This window comes from uncultured Kushneria sp. (genome assembly GCF_947497025.1).
In the GTDB taxonomy this organism is placed as follows: domain Bacteria; phylum Pseudomonadota; class Gammaproteobacteria; order Pseudomonadales; family Halomonadaceae; genus Kushneria.
Window position 1 is genome coordinate 237,104 of record NZ_CANMFC010000006.1, and the last position, 21,819, is coordinate 258,922.

General features: G+C 60.9%; 19 protein-coding genes. 9 read left to right on the plus strand and 10 right to left on the minus strand.

Annotated elements, in window-relative coordinates:
• The first annotated feature begins 242 nt into the window (after positions 1–242).
• The 4 genes from Q0931_RS12830 (at position 243) to Q0931_RS12845 (ending at position 4,221) form a co-directional block, all read left to right on the plus strand.
• A complete protein-coding gene (locus Q0931_RS12830; RefSeq protein ID WP_299260867.1) occupies positions 243–1,409 on the plus strand; it encodes a zinc-dependent alcohol dehydrogenase in 1,167 nt (388 codons plus the stop codon).
• A 121-nt stretch (positions 1,410–1,530) separates the two neighbouring features.
• Positions 1,531–2,412 (plus strand): NAD(P)-dependent oxidoreductase, encoded by an 882-nt coding sequence (locus tag Q0931_RS12835; RefSeq protein WP_299260869.1) that lies wholly within the window; start codon positions 1,531–1,533, stop codon positions 2,410–2,412.
• A 155-nt stretch (positions 2,413–2,567) separates the two neighbouring features.
• A complete protein-coding gene (locus Q0931_RS12840; protein WP_299260871.1) occupies positions 2,568–3,374 on the plus strand; it encodes a phosphatase PAP2 family protein in 807 nt (268 codons plus the stop codon).
• Between the two features lie 259 nt (positions 3,375–3,633).
• Complete coding sequence (locus Q0931_RS12845; RefSeq protein WP_299260874.1) at positions 3,634–4,221, plus strand: phosphatase PAP2 family protein; 588 nt, start codon at positions 3,634–3,636, stop codon at positions 4,219–4,221.
• A 221-nt stretch (positions 4,222–4,442) separates the two neighbouring features.
• Here the strand turns inward: Q0931_RS12845 and Q0931_RS12850 are convergent, their stop codons facing one another.
• From Q0931_RS12850 to Q0931_RS12860, 3 genes are all read right to left on the minus strand, one after another.
• Positions 4,443–5,912: a sodium:solute symporter family protein gene (locus Q0931_RS12850; protein ID WP_299260876.1), complete on the minus strand. Its 1,470-nt coding sequence runs from the start codon at positions 5,910–5,912 to the stop codon at positions 4,443–4,445.
• 120 nt (positions 5,913–6,032) lie between these two features.
• On the minus strand, positions 6,033–6,428 hold the full coding sequence (locus Q0931_RS12855) for a RidA family protein (RefSeq protein WP_299260878.1): 396 nt from the start codon (positions 6,426–6,428) through the stop codon (positions 6,033–6,035).
• 84 nt (positions 6,429–6,512) lie between these two features.
• Positions 6,513–7,964 carry an amidohydrolase family protein gene (locus Q0931_RS12860; protein ID WP_299260880.1) on the minus strand — a complete coding sequence of 484 codons (1,452 nt, stop codon included), beginning with the start codon at positions 7,962–7,964 and terminating at the stop codon, positions 6,513–6,515.
• Positions 7,965–8,135: 171 nt separating this feature from the next.
• Between Q0931_RS12860 and Q0931_RS12865 the strand changes: the two genes are divergently transcribed.
• The 3 genes from Q0931_RS12865 to Q0931_RS12875 all read left to right on the plus strand — a co-directional run bounded on the left by Q0931_RS12865 (position 8,136) and on the right by Q0931_RS12875 (position 12,846).
• Positions 8,136–8,915: an IclR family transcriptional regulator gene (locus Q0931_RS12865; RefSeq protein ID WP_299260882.1), complete on the plus strand. Its 780-nt coding sequence runs from the start codon at positions 8,136–8,138 to the stop codon at positions 8,913–8,915.
• A gap of 76 nt (positions 8,916–8,991) precedes the next feature.
• Positions 8,992–10,209, plus strand: coding sequence for an amino acid deaminase (locus Q0931_RS12870; RefSeq protein WP_299260884.1), 1,218 nt, complete (start codon positions 8,992–8,994; stop codon positions 10,207–10,209).
• A gap of 282 nt (positions 10,210–10,491) precedes the next feature.
• Entirely contained in the window at positions 10,492–12,846 is a 2,355-nt protein-coding gene (locus Q0931_RS12875) for a glycoside hydrolase family 3 C-terminal domain-containing protein (protein ID WP_299260886.1), read from the plus strand.
• A 93-nt stretch (positions 12,847–12,939) separates the two neighbouring features.
• Here the strand turns inward: Q0931_RS12875 and Q0931_RS12880 are convergent, their stop codons facing one another.
• Both Q0931_RS12880 and Q0931_RS12885 read right to left on the minus strand, forming a co-directional pair.
• Entirely contained in the window at positions 12,940–13,797 is an 858-nt protein-coding gene (locus tag Q0931_RS12880; protein WP_299260888.1) for an SDR family oxidoreductase, read from the minus strand.
• 125 nt (positions 13,798–13,922) lie between these two features.
• Complete coding sequence (locus tag Q0931_RS12885) at positions 13,923–14,786, minus strand: SDR family oxidoreductase (protein WP_299260890.1); 864 nt, start codon at positions 14,784–14,786, stop codon at positions 13,923–13,925.
• A gap of 216 nt (positions 14,787–15,002) precedes the next feature.
• Here Q0931_RS12885 and Q0931_RS12890 point away from each other — a divergent pair, with 216 nt between their 5' ends.
• Complete coding sequence (locus Q0931_RS12890) at positions 15,003–15,779, plus strand: TatD family hydrolase (protein ID WP_299260892.1); 777 nt, start codon at positions 15,003–15,005, stop codon at positions 15,777–15,779.
• Between the two features lie 474 nt (positions 15,780–16,253).
• Here Q0931_RS12890 and Q0931_RS12895 read toward each other — a convergent pair whose 3' ends face one another.
• Both Q0931_RS12895 and glsB read right to left on the minus strand, forming a co-directional pair.
• Positions 16,254–17,099: an SDR family oxidoreductase gene (locus Q0931_RS12895; RefSeq protein WP_299260894.1), complete on the minus strand. Its 846-nt coding sequence runs from the start codon at positions 17,097–17,099 to the stop codon at positions 16,254–16,256.
• Positions 17,100–17,243: 144 nt separating this feature from the next.
• On the minus strand, positions 17,244–18,167 hold the full coding sequence (gene glsB, locus Q0931_RS12900; protein WP_299260896.1) for a glutaminase B: 924 nt from the start codon (positions 18,165–18,167) through the stop codon (positions 17,244–17,246).
• Between the two features lie 240 nt (positions 18,168–18,407).
• On the opposite strand from glsB, the gene pyrB reads away from it, so the two are divergent.
• Positions 18,408–19,454, plus strand: a complete 1,047-nt coding sequence (gene pyrB, locus Q0931_RS12905) for an aspartate carbamoyltransferase (protein ID WP_299260898.1) — start codon at positions 18,408–18,410, stop codon at positions 19,452–19,454.
• A 36-nt stretch (positions 19,455–19,490) separates the two neighbouring features.
• Here pyrB and ruvX read toward each other — a convergent pair whose 3' ends face one another.
• The 3 genes from ruvX to gshB form a co-directional block, all read right to left on the minus strand.
• Positions 19,491–19,958: a Holliday junction resolvase RuvX gene (gene ruvX, locus Q0931_RS12910; RefSeq protein WP_299260900.1), complete on the minus strand. Its 468-nt coding sequence runs from the start codon at positions 19,956–19,958 to the stop codon at positions 19,491–19,493.
• Complete coding sequence (locus tag Q0931_RS12915) at positions 19,951–20,508, minus strand: YqgE/AlgH family protein (RefSeq protein ID WP_299260902.1); 558 nt, start codon at positions 20,506–20,508, stop codon at positions 19,951–19,953. Before Q0931_RS12915 ends, ruvX begins: the two co-directional genes overlap by 8 nt.
• A gap of 149 nt (positions 20,509–20,657) precedes the next feature.
• Entirely contained in the window at positions 20,658–21,620 is a 963-nt protein-coding gene (gene gshB / locus Q0931_RS12920) for a glutathione synthase (RefSeq protein ID WP_299260904.1), read from the minus strand.
• Positions 21,621–21,819 lie beyond the last annotated feature (199 nt).

Genomic DNA, 21,819 nt, shown 5'->3' on the forward strand with positions numbered 1-21,819 from the left:
CGCCCGCTGTCGTGTCAGCGGCGTCCTCGCCACTTTCTCTCCCCTTTTCATGACGTATGACCCTCATTGTCCGTCTGACCTGCCTCTCCGTTTACATCCCGTATCGATAAATCGTTGGCCGCCTATCGCTTCGCTTTCTACACTAAACCACTGGCTGGCAGGATGTCGGCCATCGCCAATCATTTCTGCACTGCCATGATGGTTCAATCATCAGTGGCCGGGTATGCTAGGGAGAAGAAATCATGAAGGCACTGGTTTATCAGGGCAGCAACGACGTTCGCGTTGAAAATGTTCCCGAACCCACGCTCCAGCAGGACGATGACATTGTTCTGCGCGTGACCTCGACGGCCATCTGCGGCTCCGACCTGCATCTTTATCGCGGCTCGATGCCGGCCACCGAGCCTGGCGATATCTTCGGCCATGAGTTCATGGGCATCGTCGAGGAAGCCGGCTCCGCCGTCACCAGCGTCAAGAAGGGCGACCGCGTGGTCGTACCGTTCGTGATCGCCTGTGGCAGCTGCTTTTTCTGCCAGCATTCGCTGTATGCGGCGTGTGAGACCACCAACCCCAACGAGGGCGCGGCGCTGAACAAGAAGTCGATTCCGGCGCCGGCGGCGCTGTTTGGCTTTTCACACATGTACGGCGGCATTCCCGGCGGTCAGGCCGAGTACGTGCGCGTCCCAAACGCCAATGCCGGCCCCTATGCCATCCGGGACGGCCTGGACGACGAACAGGTGCTGTTCATGTCGGACATCCTGCCGACCGGTTATCAGGCAGTCCTCAATGCCGGCGTCAAAACGGGCTCGAGCCTGGCCATCTTCGGGGCCGGCCCGGTGGGGCTGATGTCGGCAGCATGCGCGCGCATGGAAGGCGCCGAGCAGATCATCATGATCGACAATCAGCAGTACCGTCTTGATTTCGCGAAGAAGGCCTACGGCGTCGAAACGCTCAACTTCGATCAGGTCGAGGACGTGGCCGAGGCGATCATTCAGCTCAGCGAAGGCCGTCGTGGCGTGGATGCCGTGATCGATGCTGTCGGCTATGAGTCCAAGGGTCACGGCGGCAAAATGCCGGCCATGAACAACTTTGAGGTCGAAAGCAGCGATATCGCCCTGCACCAGTGCCTGGCGGCCGTCCGTCGCGGCGGCAGCATCAGCATCCCGGGCGTCTACGCCGGCGCCGTAAATGGCTTTTTGATCGGGGATTTCTTCGACAAGGGGCTGACCATGAAGGGCGGCCAGACCCACGTTCATGATTATCTGCCGACCCTGATGGAGGCCATCGACCAGGGCAGACTCAAGCCCGAGGCGATCATCAGCCATCGCATGAAGCTCGATCAGGCTGCCGAAGGCTATCGCATGTTTGATGCCAAGGAAGATGACTGCCGCAAGATTGTGCTGACGCCGTAAGACAGCCTGCGCCATCACGCCAACGCCCCGGCCCCGCCGGGGCGTTTTTGCGTTCCCGTTTTCACGTTCATCGCGCTACGCTGGTGCGACCTGTCCGCAACCACCGATGGAGCATTGCCACATGTCACACAACACCACCGTTGCCGTTCTTGGCCTGGGCGCCATGGGCCACGCCTTTGCCGCCAACCTTTTAAACAATGATCTGTCGGTACGGGTCTGGAACCGCACCCGTTCACGGGGCGATGATCTGGCCGAACGTGGCGCGATTAACGCCAACAGCGCCGTTGAGGCCGTCAGTGGTGCACGATTTGTCATCACCATGCTGCCGGATTTTGACACCACCCATGACGTGCTGCTCGGTGAGGGCAATGCCCTTGAACACCTGCCCGAAAAGGGCGTGGTGATCCAGATGGGCACCATTGGTGTGGAACAGACCGAAACGCTGATTCGCGAGATCAAAACGGCGCGCCCGGATGTGGTGTTTATTGATGCGCCGGTTTCCGGAACGAAAGCGCCCGCCGAGCAGGCCACCATTTCGATACTGGCCAGCGGCAACCAACAGGCGGCCGACGGGATTGAGACGGTCTTCAACGCCATCTCGAAGTGGGTGGTCTGGCTGGGAGAGGCCGGGCGCGGCTCGCGCATGAAGCTTGTCGTCAACGCCTGGCTGATCCACATGATGCAGGGCATTGCCGAAAGCGCGCGGCTGGCTGGAACGCTTGGCTTTTCCACCGATGAGTTCTGGTCGGTGCTCGACGGTGGCCCGCTGGCCGCCCCCTACGTCAAGGCCAAGCTCGACAAGATCGGCAATGATGAGTACAGCGCCCAGATGGCGCTGGCGTGGGGACTCAAGGACGCTCGGCTCGCGCTGGAAGCCGCCGGTGAGACCAACCTGCCGGGGCTGGTGCGTATCAGTGACATCTGGCGTGACGCCGTCGATGCGGGGCTGGGTGAGCAGGATATCGCCGCCGTGCATGACTATCTGCGTCGACGAGACAGTTGATTGAAACTGCCGTGCTATCGAATCGGGACCCGGACCTTCGCATTCGGGTCCTTTTTTCGTCGATCAATAACACAACATGCACGAAACAACACAATTCCTTGATGCTTGAACCTTCATACTGCTGTCACATTAACTTAATTTTAATCTGGTAATTCATGACGTCCCTATCCTCTCGATATGACAGCGGGAGCCCCTCCTTTCCCATCATCCGTGAAAGTCTTGTGGCCCTTGTGGCACTGGCGCTGGTGGTACTCACCACCATTATCACCTTCGTCATGCCGCTGGGTATGGAAGACAGGATCATGCTGTCCATCAATCAAATGGCCCGCGACAGCGCGCTGTTTGATTACCTTATGCACATACTCAGCTACCAGAAGCTGATTTCGGGTGTGCTGCTGGTCGCAGGCCTCTGGGCGCTATGGTTCATGCCCTCGCTGCTAGCGCGCCGTACCGAGCTTCTGACCTGCAGTGTGGCCGCCTTCGGGTCGGCCGCGCTCAGTCGCATCATGCAGCAGCTGACGCCAGAGCATCCGCGCCCGCTGCAGGATCAAGCGCTCAACATGACACCGCCCACCGGCGTGGATGCGCAGACGCTGCACGATTTCAGTTCGTTTCCCAGTGATCATGGCGCCGTCTTTATCGGACTGGCCTACGTCATCTGGCGTTTGCATCGCAGGCTGGGTCTGGTTGCGATCGCCTTTGCCGCTCTGCTCTGCTTTACCCGTATCTACCTAGGCTATCACTTCATTACTGATATCGTTGGGGGCGGCGCACTGGCCATCCTGACGGTTCAGATCGCCCTGCTGGCGCCCTTTCAGCGCATTGGCGGCTGGCTGACCGGCTTCAGCCAAACGGCGCCTCACTGGTTCTATCCGCTGACCTTTGTGGCCTGTTATGGCATCGCCACCCTGGCCGAAGAGCTCAGGGAAATAGTCGGCGGCCTGCTGCGATTCATTCTGTAAGCTCTGATTTTTTCGAAAATTCATACCGCCTTCGGGCGGTTTTTTAATACCTGAAGGGTTTATTTACCCAACGATACAAAGAAAATCTCGTTGATACAGTGAGTGGCAGGTTTGTTAACCATACTTCGACACCCTTAAGAAAAACTTCCAATGAGTATTCATGTTGTCTCGTTTTACTACCGCTATCGCTACCTCACCTGACACTGATCGCGCCAGTGTAAACGTCCATCCGCCCGCCGACTCACCCGCCTAGCTCAGAATGGCAATCGCGCTGGTCGCCTTTGCGATCCTTGCACCACTGGCGCTGTCAGGCACGACGGCGGAATATGCCTTCATGAGCTTCATCAATCAGTCGGCGCAGCATAACGAGCTGCTGGACTATCTGATGAATGCGTTTTCCTATCAAAAGCTGATTACCGGCGTGCCGCTGTTGGCCGGCATCTGCGCCATCTGGTGCATGCCCTCCCTGATCGCGCGTCGCGGCGATATTCTGATTTGCACTCTGGCTGCCTTTCTCACCTCGCTGGTCAGCCGCGTGATGCAGATATTCATTCCGGACAACCCGCGCCCCCTGCAGGATGAAGCGCTTGGCATGACGCCGCCTTTTGATATTTCGCCGGAGTTTCACGACCTCACTTCCTTCCCCAGCGACCACGCCGCCGTCTTTATTGGCCTTGGCTATGTCATCTGGCGCTTCTGTCGCCCGCTGGGCGTTATTGCGCTGATGTTTGCCGTGCTGGTGTCCTTCTCACGCGCCTACATGGGTTTTCACTTTGCCACCGATATCATTGCCGGCGGCCTTTTGAGCGTTATCGTGATCGAACTTGCTCTGCTGACGCCCTTTTGACGCATTGGGGCCCGGGTTGCCGGCTTTGGGCAGACGCATCCCCAGTGGTTCTACCCTCTGGCCTTTGTAGGCTGTTACTCCATTGCCACGCTGATGGAAGAGCCACGGGAGCTGCTCACTGGCCTGGCGAGCATGATCTAGCCGCGCCTGATGCGATGCCTTTAAAAGAAGGAGGCGCCCCCGGCCAAAAGGCTCGGAGGCGCCTCTTTTTTATAGCAACCTCAAGGCGTCGCAGCAGGCATCTCCATGCGGGCCCGCTCCTCATCCAGAATGGCCAGTGCCTGTTCGCGTGTCACGTTTGAGCGTGGTGTGGCAAGCGTGACCACCACACCCACCAGCACCGCCACCACGACTGCCGGAATGCTGGGATTGCCCCAGAAAGCCTTGAGCCCGGCACTGGCCGAGACCACCAGCGAGGTCACCGAGGCGGCCACCAGCGTGGCCACGGCTCCCTGCCAGTTGTAGCGCGTCCAGAAACGCCCCAGCAGGCCGCAGACAAAAAGTCCCGACATGACGGTGGCAATCATGGTGGTGATGTAGGTGATGACGTTATCGGTCATCAGCGCAAAGGCCAGCGCCAGACCAATGGTCACGATCAGTGCGAAACGTGAAAACAGCACCACCTTTTCCGGGGCAGGCACATGCCCGGTCGCCATGACCCACAGGTCACGCATCATGATGGCCACCCCCGCCAGCGCATCGGAGCTGGCGCTTGACATCGTGGCTGAAAGCCCCGCGATCAGCACCAGCATGCCCAGTCCCATTGGCAACACCTGAGTGGCCAGATACGGAAAGGCGTAGTTGCTGTTCTCCAGATCCGGGGCCAGCGTATGGGCCGCCATGCCGACAATCGCCGGAATAATGGAAAAGGCCAGATAGAGCACGCCGGTGAAAAGAAAGGAGTAGCGTACGCTGCTCACCGACTGCGCCGAATAGATACGCTGACGATAGGACGGTGTGGCCAACACGCCCACACCGACTACGACCGCCAGCGACAGTGCCGGCACCAGCCCCAGCTGCGCCACGCCAAACCAGCTCTCGGCCGTTCCCGGGCTCATGTTGTCTCCCAGATGCGAGAACCCACCGATATCGACCAGCGCAAACACCGCCATGGCGATAAACCCCAGGAAGAGCAGCACGGCCTGCACGGTATCGGTCCAGACTACCGCCATGTAGCCACCGATCACGCAATAAAGCCCGAAACCGATGGCCACAATCACCTTGGCCAGCCCCAGATCAATGCCGGCAATCCAGGAGAGATACATGCCGCCGCCCAGGATATGCGCCCCCAGCCAGCCGATGCTGGCCACATAGATCAGCACCGCCACCACATTGCGCACCAGGCGGCTGCCGCCCACGTAGTATGAAAGCTCTTCGCTCATGGTCATGAAACGAAGCCGGCGCATGGGCGCGAACCACCAGGCCAGCAGCAGGATGCCGATGGCCCCACCGATCCCATACAGCGCCCCGCCCCAGCCATTGTTATAGCCAAAGCCGACTGCGCCCATGCTCGAGCCCGTCCCCACCATGGTGGCCACGGTTGTGCCGATGGTCAGAAAGACGGGCACACCGCGCCCGCCCAGCAGAAAGCTGTCGCCATCACCGCGATGGCGGCGCGACATCACGCTGCCGAACACGATCATGGCCAGCAAAAAGGCGAAAAATCCGATCAGAAAGAAGGTGGTATGCATGGAAGGACCTCTTGTGGTTATTGGGCAGGTCTTTTAACGCCATGATGCGGATACGTAAGCGTTGCCGGGTCAGTGAATACCCACTGACCCGGCAGATGGTTCAACGCCCGGGAAGAGGGTTCAGCCCTTGCGGTCGGCCCGGAAGCACTTCATGTCGACCTCGACCTTGCAGTCCACCACCAGGTCCTGAACGCTGCAGATCCGCGCCGGCGGGTGGTCGCCGAAGATCTCGGCAAACACCTTGTTGAACGAGCTGAAATAGCGCGCATCGGTCAGCACTGCTGTGACATGCACCACATCTTCCACGCCGTAGCCGGCGTCCTTCATGATGGCCAGACAGTTGTCGAATGCGAGCCGTGACTGTTCGATAATGCCGCCCTCGACCACTTCGCCATCGGTCATCGGGGTCTGACCCGAGACAAACAGCCAGCCATCGGCCTCGGTCGCCTTCGCAAACGGCAGTTTCTGCCCGCCGGTGCCGATACCGCCGCCGGTGCCATAACGCTTGATGCTCATGGGTTACTCCTGTTGCCTGAATAAAGGATTGAATCCGTTATGGGCTGTCATGCCCTGTGGATGTTTTTGATGCCCTGAAAGGACTCAGGACGCACGGCGCTGCAGCAGACGGCCGGCACGCTCGCCGGGCACACCGCCCTGGTAGGCGATGCGTCCGTTGACCATCACCAGCTCGATGCCGCGGGCCGGCGCGATCGGGTCACTGAAGGTGGCGACGTCTTCAAGCATTGCCAGATCAAACAGCGTCAGATCGGCAAAGGCGCCCTCCCGAATTTCGCCGCGGTCGGTCAGTCCAAAATTGCGCGCCGAAAGCCCGGTCATCTTGCGAACGGCCTCCGGCAGCTCGAAAAGCTGCTCGTCGCGGCAGTAGTGAGCGATCACGCGCGGGAAGGCGCCCCACAGGCGTGGATGCGGATGCGGGTCGTTGGGCAGACCGTCCGAGCCCACCATGGCCAGCGGGTGGGCCAGGATACGGGTCATGTCGGCTTCCGACATGTTGTGATAGACCGCGCCGGCCGGCTGCAGCCGCGTGGCAGCCTCCATCAATGACACCTCCCAGGCGCGCGCGATCTCGTCGAGCGGTTGACGCGCCATGTCCGGATGCGGCTCCGACCATGTAATAAAGATATCGATCTCGTCGGTCACCTGGCCCAGGTCCAGCGTCGAGGAACCCGCGGTATAGGGGTAGCAGTCGAAGTGGCAGGTCTGGGTCAGTGCGGCGTTATCAAGGCGCTCGAGCGCCAGCGGTGCGTTGCCCCAGTTACCCACGCCTGCGCACTTCAAATGCGAGATGACCAGCTCGGCGTTGCCGTGGCGGGCGGTGTCAAAGGCCTCCTCCATTGCCTCAGGGAGACCCGCGAACTCATCGCGCAGATGGGTGGTATAAAGCGCCCCATGACGGCCGACCTCATCGACCAGCGCGTGCATCTCCTCCAGCGGGGCGTGGCGGGCGTTTTTGTACGCCAGCCCCGAACTCATGCCGATGGCGCCCTCATCCAGCGACTGCGCCAGCGCACTGCGCATCGCCTCGATCTCATCACGCGTTGCCGGGCGGTCAAACTCATCCATCAGATTGGCGCGCAGCGCGGTGTGCCCCACCAGTGCCGCCACGTTGACGCTGGGCATGGCGGCGTTCACCGCATTGGCGTAGTCGGCAAAGCTCGGGTAGACGAAGTCCTCGCGCCGCCCGAGCAGGTTCATCGGATCAGGCACCGTCTCGCTGCGAAGCCGCACCGGCGAGGCGCTGATGCCGCAGTTGCCCACCACCACGGTGGTCACGCCCTGAGTGAGCTTGGGCAGCATCTCGGGGGTACGAATCACGTTGGTGTCATCGTGGGTGTGAACATCGATAAAGCCGGGCGCGAGATAGCGCCCATGTGCGTCGATCACCTGCCCGGCGCTAACGCCCTCGAGATCACCCAGCGCGGCAATGCGCTCCCCGCTGATGGCGACATCGGTCTCCAGGGCCGGGGCACCGGTGCCATCCAGCACCCACGCACCGCGAATCAGAACATCGAAATGACGAGATGAGGACATGCGCAGCTCCGGATGATCGTGGCCATTACTCTTTTGTCCGATATATCGGACACTTGTCTGTTTTATTGGACAGGCTTATCCTGCTCCCATATCGAGACCGAATGCAAGTCGTCAAATGGCGCCATCCGGTGCACGATGGCCGGACTACCGTTGAATCAAGAGCGAGCTGTCATGTCGGAGTCTTTCACTACCCCAAACGCCCCCGCGGGCTCGTCCGGCAAGCGCGCCCGGGGCGTGGATCGGGTGATCGATCTGTGTACCCAGCTGCATCGCCACAAGGCGCCCATGACGCCGCGCGAGCTGGTCGAGGCCACCGGCGCACCGCGCTCGAGCGTCTATGAGCTGGTCAGTATCCTGAGTGAGGCCGGCTGGCTGGAGGTGGACCGCGATGGGCGCATCTTTTTTGGTCGCGCCATGCATCTGTTCGGTCTGGACTACGCCCGCCACAACGACCTGATCAGCCGGGCACGCAGCGTGTTGCGCCAACTGGCGGCCGAGTTCAACGAAACCAGCCAGTTCTGCATGCTGGAAGGCAACAAGTACACCGTGGTGCTCGATGACAACGGCACTCGCCCCTTTCGCATCAGCGCTGATACGGGCGTGCGCATTCCGATCCCCTGGACGGCGTCGGGGCGGGTGTTGCTGGGCGACATGACGCTGGAGGCGATCGCCGATTTTATCCCCGCGGAGGATTTCGTCCTGCCGGACGGGCGCGAAATCCATCGCGAGGATTTTTTCGCCGAGATCGAGAAGGCCCGCGACCAGGGCCATGCCATCACCGAAGGGCTGGCGGACAGTTTTGCCTGCTGCCTGGCCGTACCGGTGTTCGATCAGGGCGGCCATGCCCATGCCACACTGTGTTTCACCATCGGCCGCGACGCGCCCGAGACACGCCGCGACGAACTGCTGGACGCCCTGAAACAGGCCGCCAGAACGCTTTACGGACACTAACGCTTTACGGACACCAAAGGCGCCTGTCCCGCGCCTGGTGACAACAACATCAACATCCCGTCAGGAGCGCTATACCATGCCAATCTCTTCGCTTTCCCCTGCCGATGGCCAGACGCTTCAAAAGGGCAGCCCGGTGCTGGGCGACAGCCTGCTTACGGGCGTGAGCCTGCCGGCCATGGTGCTTCACCAGCAGGTGCTGGAGCACAACATTGCCTGGATGCAGCGCTTTGCCGATCACCATCACGCGCGCCTGGCCCCGCACGGCAAGACCACCATGATGCCGGCGCTCTTTGCGCGTCAGATCGAGGCCGGCGCCTGGGGCATTACGCTGGCCACCGCGACCCAGTGCGCAGCCGCGTTTGAACACGGCGTGCGTCGGCTCATCATGGCCAATCAGCTGGTCGGTCAGGCCAACATGGCGCTGGTGTCAGAAATGATCGGGGGCGGACTGGACTACTACTGCACCGTGGATCACGCCGACAACGTGCGCATGCTCAATGACTTCTTTGCAGGCCGCGACCAGCGCCTGCAGGTGCTGATCGAGCTGGGCGTCCCCGGCGGTCGCTGCGGCGTCCGTGATGATGAGGAACTGGCCGCACTGGTCGAAGCCATCCGGCAGGCCCCGGCGCTGGCACTGGCCGGCATCGAAGGGTATGAAGGCATGATCGGCGGCGACAGCGCGCTGGAAGAGGTGCGCGCTTATGGCCAGCGGCTGGTAGCGACCGTCAGACACCTTCACGACAGCGGCGTGCTGGCCACACCGGCGCCGATCGTGACCGCCTCCGGCTCGAAATGGTTTGATCTGATTGCCGAGGCCTTTGATCAGGCCGAACTGCGTGAGCACTACACCCCGGTGCTGCGCCCGGGCTGCTATGTGGCCCATGATCACCGGCTTTATCGCGAGGCGATGGAGGCCGTCAGCGAACGCCGCCCCGACCTTGAAGGCGCGCTTGAGCCGGCGCTGGAAGTCTTCGCTCAGGTGCAGTCCCTGCCCGAGCCCGGCCTTGCGATCGTGGCGATGGGCAAGCGCGATATCTCCTGCGACCCGGATCTACCGATGGCGCTGCGCCTGTACCGCGACGGGGCATACGTGCGCGATGTCACCGACTGGCAGGTGGTTCACATCATGGATCAGCACACCTTCCTGCGCGTGCCCGAAGACGCCGACATTGGCATTGAGGACATCATTGCCTTTGGCGCCTCCCATCCGTGTCTGACCTTCGACAAGTGGCGCCAGGGACTGTGGATCGATGAGAAGCTGTCGGTGACTGCTGTCGAGCCGACGTTCTTTTAAATCTTGCACCCCTTTTAAATCGCGAGCGATATCTGGATCTCAAGGTGCTCTGATACGCCAGGGCCGCTGCCTCTCGGACAGCGGCCCTGTGCTTTTGGGTTGCGTGCACTGACGCCGGCTCACACTCGCTCATGATTGCTGGCACTCGCTGGCAAATGCTGACGTTTTGACACAGTAAGGCACTCTCGATACGACTAAGGTAGTCCGTTTGTTGACTGTCCCATGTCCGATGATCGCTGCGATCCCGGGCTGGCACCCTGATCTTCCGGAGACGCCTTACGCATGCGCCAACGCTTTTTTTTGCCCGTGATCACGCTGTCTGTTGTCTTCAGTGCTCAGGTGCTGGCCACACAGATGCCGCCGGTACCGGATCAGCGACCCGGGCGTCTGGCGCAGGCCGAGCAGAGCCTGAATGAGCGACTGGCACAGGCGCCCTGGATGGATCAGAGCCGCAATGCCGACGATCGCGCCCGCGCCGCCCTGGCCGAGATGACCACCACCGAGAAGATGCAGCTGCTGGCCAGTGACTTTGCCGCGCCCATGAAGGCGTCGCAGCGCGTGCGCGGCGCCATCGGCTCGGCCGGCTTTGTGCCCGGCATCAGCCGGCTGGGCATTCCCGCCCAGCAGCAGACCGATGCTGATCTTGGCGTGACCAATCCCGGCTGGATCGACCCGGACCGCCAGGCCACGGCGCTGCCCTCGGTGCTGGCCGCCGCCGCCACCTGGCAGCCCGAGCTTTCCCGTCAGGGCGGTGAAATGATTGCCCGCGAGGCCCGCCACTACGGCTTTAACGTGCTGCTGGGCGGTACGGCAGGGCTGGTGCGCGACCCGCGCGCCGGGCGCAACTACGAGATGCCAGGTGAGGATCCGCTGCTGTCGGGGCTGACGACGGCAGCCAAGATCAACGGCATTGAAAGTCAGCATGTGATGTCGACCATCAAGCACTTTGCGCTCAACGCCCAGGAGACCGGACGCCACAAGCTCAGTGCCAACATCAGCGATCAGGCGCTGCAGGAATCCGACCTGCTGTCATTTCGCTATGCATTGGAACACAGCCATCCGGGGGCGACCATGTGCGCCTATAACCGGATCAATGGGGAGTACGCCTGTCAAAACGGCTATCTGCTCAATCAGGTGCTCAAGAAGGAATGGGGCTACCCGGGCTTTGTGATGTCCGACTGGGGGGCGGTCTATTCAAGCGCCCCATCGGCCAATGCGGGGCTGGATCAGCAGTCCGCCGCAGCGGACTTTGACGGCGTGGTCTATTTTGGCGCCCCGCTGGAAAAGGCGGTCGAGCGCGGCGAAGTGCCCCGCGAACGCATCGACGACATGGCCCATCGCATCCTGCGCAGCACCTTTGCCTCCGGGCTGGTCGATCATCCCCCCGCCGGTGAGCCGATCAATAAAAAGGCCAACGCTGACGTTGCCCAGCGCATCGCCGAAAACGCCATGGTGCTGTTGAAAAATGATCAGGGCGTGCTGCCGCTGGACGGCGCGCAGGACAAACGCATCAGCGTGACCGGGGCACATGCCGACCGCGCCGTGATTGCCGGCGGCGGCTCGGCCGCTGTGGTGCCGATGGACGGAGACGCCCTGCCCGACCTGAATCCGCCCAGGGGCGTCAACACCCAGCGTCTGTATCCCAAATCCTCACCGCTGGGCGCGATCGGCCTGCACGCGCCGGACTCAAGTGTCACCTTCAGCTCGGGTGACGACATCGATGAGGCGGTACGCCAGGCACGTGACAGCGACGTCGCCGTAGTCTTTGCCCAGCAATGGACCTCGGAAACCATGGATATGCAGAGCCTGGCGCTGGAAGGCCACCAGAACGCGCTGATCGAGGCGGTCGCGAAAGCCAACCCGCGTACGGTGGTGGTGCTGGAAACCGGCGGGCCGGTGGCCATGCCCTGGCGGGACAATGTCGCCGCCATCATGGAGGCCTGGTACCCGGGCCAGCGCGGCGGTGAGGCCATCGCCAATGTGCTCTTCGGGCAGAAAAACCCCTCGGGCCGGCTGCCGGTGACCTTTGCACAAAATGATCAGCAGTTGCCCCGTCCACAGGTCCCGGGGCTGACCATCGGTAACAGCGCTTTCTTTGATGTCGATTACAACCGCGAAGGCGCCGATGTCGGCTATCGCTGGTTCGAACGTCAGAATGAGACGCCACTGTACGCCTTTGGCCATGGGCTTTCCTACACCACCTTTGAGCGCCAGGGGCTGGCGCTCGAGAAGGATGGGCAAAAAGTAACCGCTCACTTCACGGTCACCAACACCGGGGATCGCAAGGGCCGCACCACGCCGCAGCTTTACGTTCACGCCCCCGATGGCTCGCCGGCCCGGCTGGGCGGCTGGCAGAGCGTTGAGCTTTCCCCCGGCGAATCAAGGGAGGTGCGTCTTGAGATCGATCCACGTCAGTTTGCCCGCTATAACAGCGATCAGCGCCAGTGGCGCCTTGAGGGCGGTGACTATCAGGTGGCACTGGCCGATTCCGCGACCGATATTGATGAAACACGGCATGTAACGCTGCCGGCCGGTGGGGTGGCGATGCCGCCGCTGGCGCCCGAACCGGCGTCAGCCTCAAAACCGCAGGAACAGCGTGTGGCGGCCAACGGCTCGACGCCGGACGGCTCGCCCTGACACCGAAATGGTGTGGCATAAAAAACCGCCTCCGGCCGGACCGGAGGCGGTTTTTGACGTCTTCAGCGCAGCGCCCTGGTTGATGAAGGCGCTCTAATTAATAATCGCGCCGCCGTTGATGTGCAACGAGTGGCCGCTGATATAGGAGGCGTCCTTCGAGGCCAGAAAGACGTAGGCGGGCCCGAGTTCGCTGGGCTGGCCGGCACGGCCCATCGGCATCTTCTCGCCCAGGGTCTGCATGAGAGTCGGATCGAAACGGCCCATGGTCGAGGGCTGAATCGGCGTCCAGATTGGCCCCGGCGCCACTTCGTTGACCCGAATGCCCTCACCCACCAGCGACTCCGACAGCGAGCGGGTAAAGCCGGTAATCGCGCCCTTGGTCGAGGTGTAGGCCATCAGCATGGCATTGCCCACGAAGGGATTGATCGAGGTCGTATTGATGATGGTGTCGCCGGCCTTGAGGTGCGGACGCACGGCCTTTGCCATATAAAAGTAGCCGTGGATGTTGACGTCAAAAGTGTCACGCCATTCATCATCGGGGATGTCGGTAATATCCTGGCGCACCACCTGGGCGGCGGCGTTGTTGACCAGAATGTTGATCGCACCAAATTCCTTTAACACCTGATCGACGGCCTGGTGACAAAAGGCGCTGTCCCGCACATCGCCGCTGGTCAACAGCGCCTGGCGACCTTCGGCTTCGATAAGGCGTTTTGTCTCTTCGGCGTCGTCATGCTCATCGAGATACATCACGGCCACATCGGCCCCTTCACGGGCAAAATGCACCGCGGCGCTGCGACCGATACCGCTGTCGCCGCCGGTGATCAGCGCCTTTTTGCCTTCAAGCTTGCCGCTGCCGCGATAGTCATCGCGAATGATTTCGGGCGCCGGGGTCATCTCATGCTCAAACCCCGGCTGACGATCCTGGGACTGCCTTGGAAACTGCTCTGCCATGTCTGAACTCTCCTTTTCGATGCGCGCACTCGATATGCGCCCGGGCAGGCCTCATGCCAACCCCTTAAAATCCGGGAGAGCGTTCCGGACACACCGGAAAACTGCCTCACCCGGTGTAATGCACATCAGCCGTTGACGATCATGCCGCCGTTGACGTGGATGGTCTGGCCGGTCACGTAGCTGCTGTCGCGGCAGGCCAGATAGACATAGGCAGGGCCCAGCTCTGAAGGCTGACCGGCGCGTCCCATCGGCGACTGGCTGCCGAAGTCCTCGACCAGGCTCTCGTCAAACTGGCCCATGGTGGCGGGGATCAGCGGCGTCCAGATCGGGCCCGGTGCGACCTGATTGACGCGGATACCGTCACCGACACACATTTTTGACAGCGCGCGGGTAAAACCGGCGTTGGCGCCCTTGGTGGTGGTATAGGCCAGCAGATTGGCGTTACCGGCAAAGGCATTGACGGAGGTCGTGTTAATCACCGCGCCCTTCGTCTCACGCAGATGCGGGATGGCGGCCTTGGCCATGTAGAAGTAGCCGTGAATATTGACGTCAAAGGTGCGCCGCCACTCTTCATCCGAGGTCTCCTCGGGGCGATCATGCAGCACCTGCTGGGCGGCGTTGTTGACCAGTACATCAAGCTTGCCAAAGGTATCGACCGTCTGCTGCACCGCGCTGCGGCAAAAATCGGCATCGGCGACATCACCGGCGATCAGCAGCGCGCGACGACCTTCGGCTTCGATCATCTGCTTCGTGGCTTCGGCGTCGTCGTGCTCATCCAGATACAGGATGGCCACATCGGCACCTTCGCGGGCGAAATGCACCGCCGCGGCGCGACCAATGCCGCTGTCGCCGCCGGTGACGATGGCCACCAGATCCTGCATCTTGGCGCTGCCACGATAATCGGGATGCATGAATTCGGCCGGCGGGGTCATTTCGCCTTCGACACCGGGCTGACGATCCTGCTTTTGCGGGGGAATATGTTCTGCCATGACGATGATGCTCCCTGTCATTGAGTGGCCGCGGCCACGCGTCCAAAGGTGAATACGGCCCTGCGCTGCGCGCATTACGACGAATGGCTAAAGCGTAGTTCGCCCTGCAGCCCCTGCAATTCACCCCTGACACCAGGGCACTACACTCCGCCATACAGCATCGTAAAACCGCTGGTCATCGATCAACCACGTCATCAAGCGCCAAGGAGCCTCGGCATGCCCTCGCAATTTGTGGATACCCACTGCCATTTTGATTTTCCGCCCTTTTGCGGCAATGAGGCGCAAAGCCTGCAGAAGGCGAGGGAGGCCGGCGTCGAGAAGCTCATTGCCGTGGGCGTCACGGCGGATCGCTTCGCGGGCGTCATGGCACTGGCCGATCAATACGCGCCGGTGTATGCCGCGCTTGGCATTCATCCCATGGCGATAAATGATTTTCAGGAAGTGCATCTTGAGCAGCTGGAAACGTGGCTCAAAAAGCGGCCCGACAAGCTGGTAGCGATCGGTGAAATCGGGCTGGATCTTTTTATCGACAACCCTCAGTTCGAACGCCAGGAAGCCCTGCTGGATGCCCAGCTGCGCCTGGCCCGCCAATATGAGTTACCGGTGATCCTTCATTCGCGCCGCACGCACGACAAGCTCGCGATGCATCTAAGACGCATCGACCTGCCCCGGCGAGGTGTGGTCCATGGTTTTGCCGGCAGCGAACAGCAGGCTCAGGCCTTTATCAGGGCGGGGTATTGTATTGGCGTGGGCGGCACCATGACCTACGAGCGCGCCTCCAAGACCCGCCGCACCCTGGCGCGCCTGCCGCTCTCGTCGCTGCTGCTGGAAACGGATTCGCCGGATATGCCCGTGCAGGGGTTTCAGGGCGAACCCAATCGCCCCGAGCGGATCAACCATATCTGGCAGAGCCTGTGCGAGATTCGCAAGGAGTCCCCCGAAGAGATTGCCGACACCATCCGAGCCAATACCCGCAGGCTGTTTGGCCTCTAACTCGGCTTTTCAAAGCCTGCCGAGCTCGGCGTTTTGAGACGCAAGGCACCGTAGCCGGGCAGCCTCAGGGGCTGCCCTGCTGAATCATCTATCCTAAAATCTTATTACGTAACAATAATGGCCATTTGATAAAATCATGAATGAGCAAAATATAACCTGCTTAAAAAATGCACAAAAACCTCCATGAAAAGCCCAATAAAAATCGGCATCATGCGAGACATCCCCGCATGAAGCTCACTACTCCCTACGTTTTTAATGCTCAATACAAAAAGCAATAAAGAAAAGGCATCGTCTCCGATCCAGTCAAAAAAGCCTCAAGATGACAAGGCTAAATTCTGACGATAATCCAATACGGGTTAACCAAAAAATACTGTCATGGATCGATGCAAGAGGTCATGTGCACGGCATGAAAAAGCCCGCACCACGGGAAGCGGCGCAGGCTTGGGATTTCTATCTGTAATTTATATCGTAACGTTACGTATTAAGGATAACGCCGCCATTGAGGTGAATGGTCTGCCCATTCATGTAGGAGGACTCCTCGCTTGCCAGATAGACATAGGCCGGCGCTATCTCACTGGGCTGACCGGCACGGTTCATGGGGACCTGCTCGCCAAAGCCTTCCACCTTCTCGTCATCCATGGTCGAGGGAATCAGTGGCGTCCAGATAGGTCCTGGGGCCACGGCATTGACGCGAATACCACGTTCAACCAATGACATGGCTATCGAACGCATAAAGCCCTGAATGGCGCCCTTGGTCGCGGTGTAGTCGATCAGGGTGTTATTGCCCTTGAAGGCATTGATCGAGGAGGTTTCGATGATACTGTCGCCCTCTTTCAAATGCGCCAGCGCGTACTTGACCGTATAGAAGTGACTGAAGATGTTGGTGCGAAAGGTGCGCTCGATCTGTTCGTCGGGAATTTTGGTGATGTCGTCCCAGTCGTGCTGTTCGGCGGCGTTGTTGACCAGAATGTTAAGCCCACCCAGTTCACTGACGGTCCTTTCGATCATGTTATGGCAAAAATCCGGGCTGCCGACGTCGCCCTTGAGCACCAGGCAGCGCTGCCCCTCGGCCTCGACGAGCGCACGGGTATCCTCGGCGTCGCGATCTTCCAGGAGATAGTTGATCGCCACATCGGCGCCTTCGCGGGCGTAATGGACGGCTACGGCGCGGCCGATACCGCTGTCGCCCCCGGTAATCAGGGCCACCCGGCCCTTGAGCTTGCCGGTGCCCTGATACCGGGCTCGAATGTATTCGGGCTGCGGGTTCATACTGTATTCATCACCCGGCTGTGACTGGGGTGCATCGGTTGAATTGGCCACTGCTCAAACTCCTTTTGAAACATGGATCAATCTTTACGCCGGGCACGGCCCGACGCACGTCTCTCCAAGCGTAGAGCGCCCTGACAAGCGTTCAAGAAGGGTTTGATCCAGAAGGCGCCACCCAAGGGCACAGCGCCTGTTATTTCAGTAGGAAAGCGGCAAGAACACCGACCAGCCAATACGTTCACTGAGCTTTTCCAGCACCGCCATACCCACCAGCGAATTGCCGCTGGCGTTGAGCGCCGGTGACCACACGCAGATGCTGTAGCGCCCCGGCACCACCGCGACGATGCCACCGCCGACGCCGCTTTTACCCGGCAGCCCCACACGATAGGCAAAGTTGCCGGCCTCGTCATAGAGCCCGCTGGTGGCCATGATGGCGTTGACCTGCTGGGTCTGGCGCGGCGTCAGGATGTGCTCATCACTGTGCAGGCAGCGCCCACCGTTGGCCAGAAAGGAGAAGCCGCGTACCAGATCCACGCAGCTGGCCGTGAGCGCACAGTGATGGAAGTAGCTCTTGAGCACGGCTTCCACATCATTGTGAAAGTTGCCAAAGGACTGCATCAGATAGGCCATGGCCGCATTGCGCGCCCGATGCTGGTATTCCGATTCGGCCACCACCCGATCGGAAATGATATGAACGTTGTTGGTCATCCGGCGCACCAGATCGCGCATGGACAGTATCGGGGCGGCGTAGCGCGACTGGTTGATATCGGCGATCACCAGCGCACCGGCATTGATAAAGGGATTGCGCGGGCGCCCTTTTTCGAACTCGAGCTGCACCAGCGAGTTGAAGGCCTGCCCCGAAGGCTCATGCCCCAGCCGCTCCCAGAGGCTCTCGCCGCCATGTGAAATGGCCTGCACCAGGCTGAACACCTTGGAAATGCTCTGAATCGAGAAGGGGGTATCGGCATCCCCGGCCTGATAAAGCGCACCACCGGTGCCGAGCATGGCGATGCCGAGTTGATGGGGATCAACATCCGCCAGTGCCGGAATGTAGCTGGCCACGTGCCCCTGGCCCAGCAGCGGGCGCACCTCATCGAGAATGGATTCCAGCAGTGCATGCATGGGTAATGGCCGTCCTGACGCGAGGCTCTCGCCCTGATGGAAAAAAGCGGGCGCAGTGTAGCGCGCCGTTCAACGCTCGCCCATCCTGTCATGCCAAAAGAGAGGGGCTGTTTGAAAAAGCGTCTGTCGCACGCCTGATCCCCGATGAAGGGCAAGGGCCTGTCGCGCTACACTAGCGCGCGTTTGCGCCCCACAGTGCCTGCTGTGTGGCTTTGTCCCTCCCAGCCAGAGGCGAGTGCCATGAGTGCCCATCTGTTGTCCGTTGATAATTTGTCCCGCGACTACGTCGATCATCTGTTTCACGTGGCGCGGCGCATGGAGCCCATCGCCCAGCGCCAGAAGATCACCCGGGTACTGGAGGGCGCCGTGCTGGGCAATCTCTTTTTCGAAGCCAGTACCCGTACGCGCATGAGCTTTCACTCGGCCTTCAGTCGCCTGGGCGGCAGCGTCTGTGACACCACTGGCTTCACCTTCTCCTCGATGGCCAAGGGCGAGTCACTGTATGACACCAGCCGCGTGATCAGCGGCTATGTCGATGCCATTGTCATGCGTCACCCCGACCTGGGCTCGGTAGCAGAATTTGCCGCGGCCACCCATGTACCGGTGATCAACGGCGGTGATGGCCCTGGCGAGCACCCCAGCCAGGCACTGCTGGATCTTTATACCATCAATAAGGAGTTCGAGCGGATCGGCAAGGCGCTGCCCGGCGCGCATCTGCTGCTGACCGGCGATCTCAAGTACGGGCGTACCGTGCATTCGCTGCTGAAGCTTTTGTCACTTTATCCGCCGATGCAGATCACGCTGGTGTCGCCGCCGGGCCTCGAAATGCCCTTCGAACTGATCGACCAGGCCGAGAATGCCGGCCATCGGGTGCAACAGCGCGATACCCTGCAGGCCGATTACAGCGACGTCGACGTGGTCTATGCCACACGGATTCAAAAGGAGCGCTTTACCCAGGAGATGGTGGAAGGCTTCAGTCTGTCGAGCGATTTCAGCGTGGACCGCGCCTTTCTGGATCAGCGCTGCAGCACTCATACCATCGCGATGCACCCGCTGCCGCGCGACAGTCGGCCCGGCGCCAATGATCTCAACGTGGACCTCAACGGCGACCCGCGACTGGCCATCTTTCGTCAGACCGACAATGGCATTCCAGTGCGCATGGCAATCTTTGCCACGCTCATGGGCGTGGATGACACCTTTGATCGGAATCTCAGGGACGTAGGCTGGAAGCCGCCGCACCAGGTGGGGGTCGATGATGCGCTGCTGACGAGCGGGCATCACGGCTGAGGGGGGCAAAACTTTCCTGTTCCGGCAGCAGGACGCTTACTGGCGGGGCGAGGGCATATCGAGGCGAGCACCGCCGGCCTGCTGCTCAAACCATCCAGTGAGAATCAGCTCGGCGGCGATGCCGTCGACACCGTGCTCGCGATAGTTGCCGCGATGACCTTCTTCGCGGGCAATCGCCTTGGCAGCGCGAGTGGTGCCGCGCTCATCGAACATTTCCAGCGGCTTGCCAAAGCGTCCGTGCAGCCGCTTGCCGAACTTACGCGCGCGCAGGCTCATCCCGGATTCGGTGTCGTCCATGTTGAGGGGCAGCCCGACCACAAACAGATCGGGCTGCCATTCATCGACCAGGCGAGCGATCACGTTCCAGTCGGGAATGCCGTCACGCGCCGTCAACGGATCAAGCGCCGTGGCCGAGCCCAGCAGTTCGTTGCCGACGGCTACGCCAATGCGCCGCACGCCAAAATCAAAGGCCAGCACCAGCCGCTGGCCGGACGTCTCAGCCATGCCCGGCCTCACGCGAGAGCAGGCTCAGATCAACGCCCAGATGCCCCGCGGCGGTTTCAAGGCGCGCCGGAGCAGGTGTGCGAAAGAGCACCTCATCGCTGGCCTCCACGGTCAACCAAGTATTGTCCTTGATCTCCTGGGCCAGTTGCTCGGGCTCCCAGCCCACGCAACCCAGACAGACCAGAAACTGCTCGGGCCCTTCGCCGGCGGCAATGGCCTGCAGGATGTCCATCGACGTGGTCAGCGCCCGATTTTCACCGGTGCGGATGCTGGAATCCCAGTGCTCGGGGCTGCCCGAATGCAGAATGAAACCGCGTTCGCGATGCACCGGGCCGCCATTGAGCACCGGCGTATCCAGCGACGTGCACTCGCTGGCATCGATTTCGAGCTGCTCGAACAGCGCTTCCAGCGTCAGCTCCATGGGCTGATTGAGTTTAAGCCCCAGCGTGCCGTTGTCGTCATGATCGCAGATATAGGTCAGCGAGCCCGCAAAGTTTTCGTCTTCGAGATGGGGCATCGCCATGAGAAAGTGATCGCGTAAGCCTTGCATGGGCCTCCCGGATAAAAGCACGCGCCCCTGCCGGCCGGCAGGGGCGTAGATCGATGGGTCATGAGAGCACGGCCATGGCCGACGCTCATCCGCCGTTGGTGGGGAATGCGTGCATGGTAACACCGGCAGGCGGGCGTGACGTCAACACCTTACGAGGTGAAGCGGCGCTCAATGGCATCCATTAGCAGGCCGGCGATATCGGTGCCCTTCTGGGCGTCAATTTCGCGCACGCAGGTGGGGCTGGTGACGTTGATCTCGGTGATGTAGTCCCCGATCACATCCAGGCCGACAAAGATCAGTCCCAGCGACTTGATGGAGTCCTTGACCTGATCGACCAGCCAGTAGTCACGATCGGTCAACTCGCGGGCTTCTCCGCGGCCGCCGGCGGCCAGATTACCGCGCACTTCACCCGCCGAAGGGATGCGGGCGAGACCATAGGGCACCGGTTCGCCATCAATCAGCAGAATACGGGTATCCCCCTGCTTGATCTCGGGGATGTAGCGCTGCGCCATGATCTGCTCGGTGCCGCGCTGGGTCAGCTGCTCGATGACCGCACCGATGTTGCGACCATCCGGGGCAATATGAAAGATGCCAGTCCCGCCCATGCCGTCCAGCGGCTTGAAGATGGTATCGCCCTGCTCGGCGTGAAACTCGCGCAGTACCCTGTCATTGCAGGAGACGACGCTGGGCACCAGACACTGGGGGAACTGCTGGGCGTAAAGCTTTTCGTTGCAGGTCAAAAGTGCCCGGGTCGGGTTGACCACCAGCACGCCCTCACGTTCGGCAAAGCCCAGAAGGTGGACAGCATTGGTGAAATTGACATCCACCGGCGGATCCTGACGCATCAGGATCACGTCCATCTCTGACAGCGGCCCAGCCTCGACCTCGCCCAGGGCGTAGTAATGTTCAGGGTCGTTTTCGAACACCTCCAGGGTGCGCAGGCGCCCCATCGCGCGGCCATCCTTGAGGTAAAGATCGCCCGGCTCGAGATAATACAGTGTGTGGCCACGCCGCCTGGCCGCCCACAACATGGCCAGCGTCGAATCCTTTTTCCAGGCAATATTGGCGATAGGGTCCATGACCACCGCAATCTTCAATGCACGTTCACTCATTTAAAACTCCAGAACACGGCCGGGTGATGTTGTGGCGGCCATCCATCACGCCAGTATGACGCAAGCCTCATCCTCCGACCATGGCCGAACCGACCGGGTGCCCGCAGGCCGGATTGTTTCTTCCAATCGCAGGAATGGTTGAAAACTATCAGAGCCGCGCGGTTGAGCGACTAGACTTTTGTGGAGCAGAACATCACTG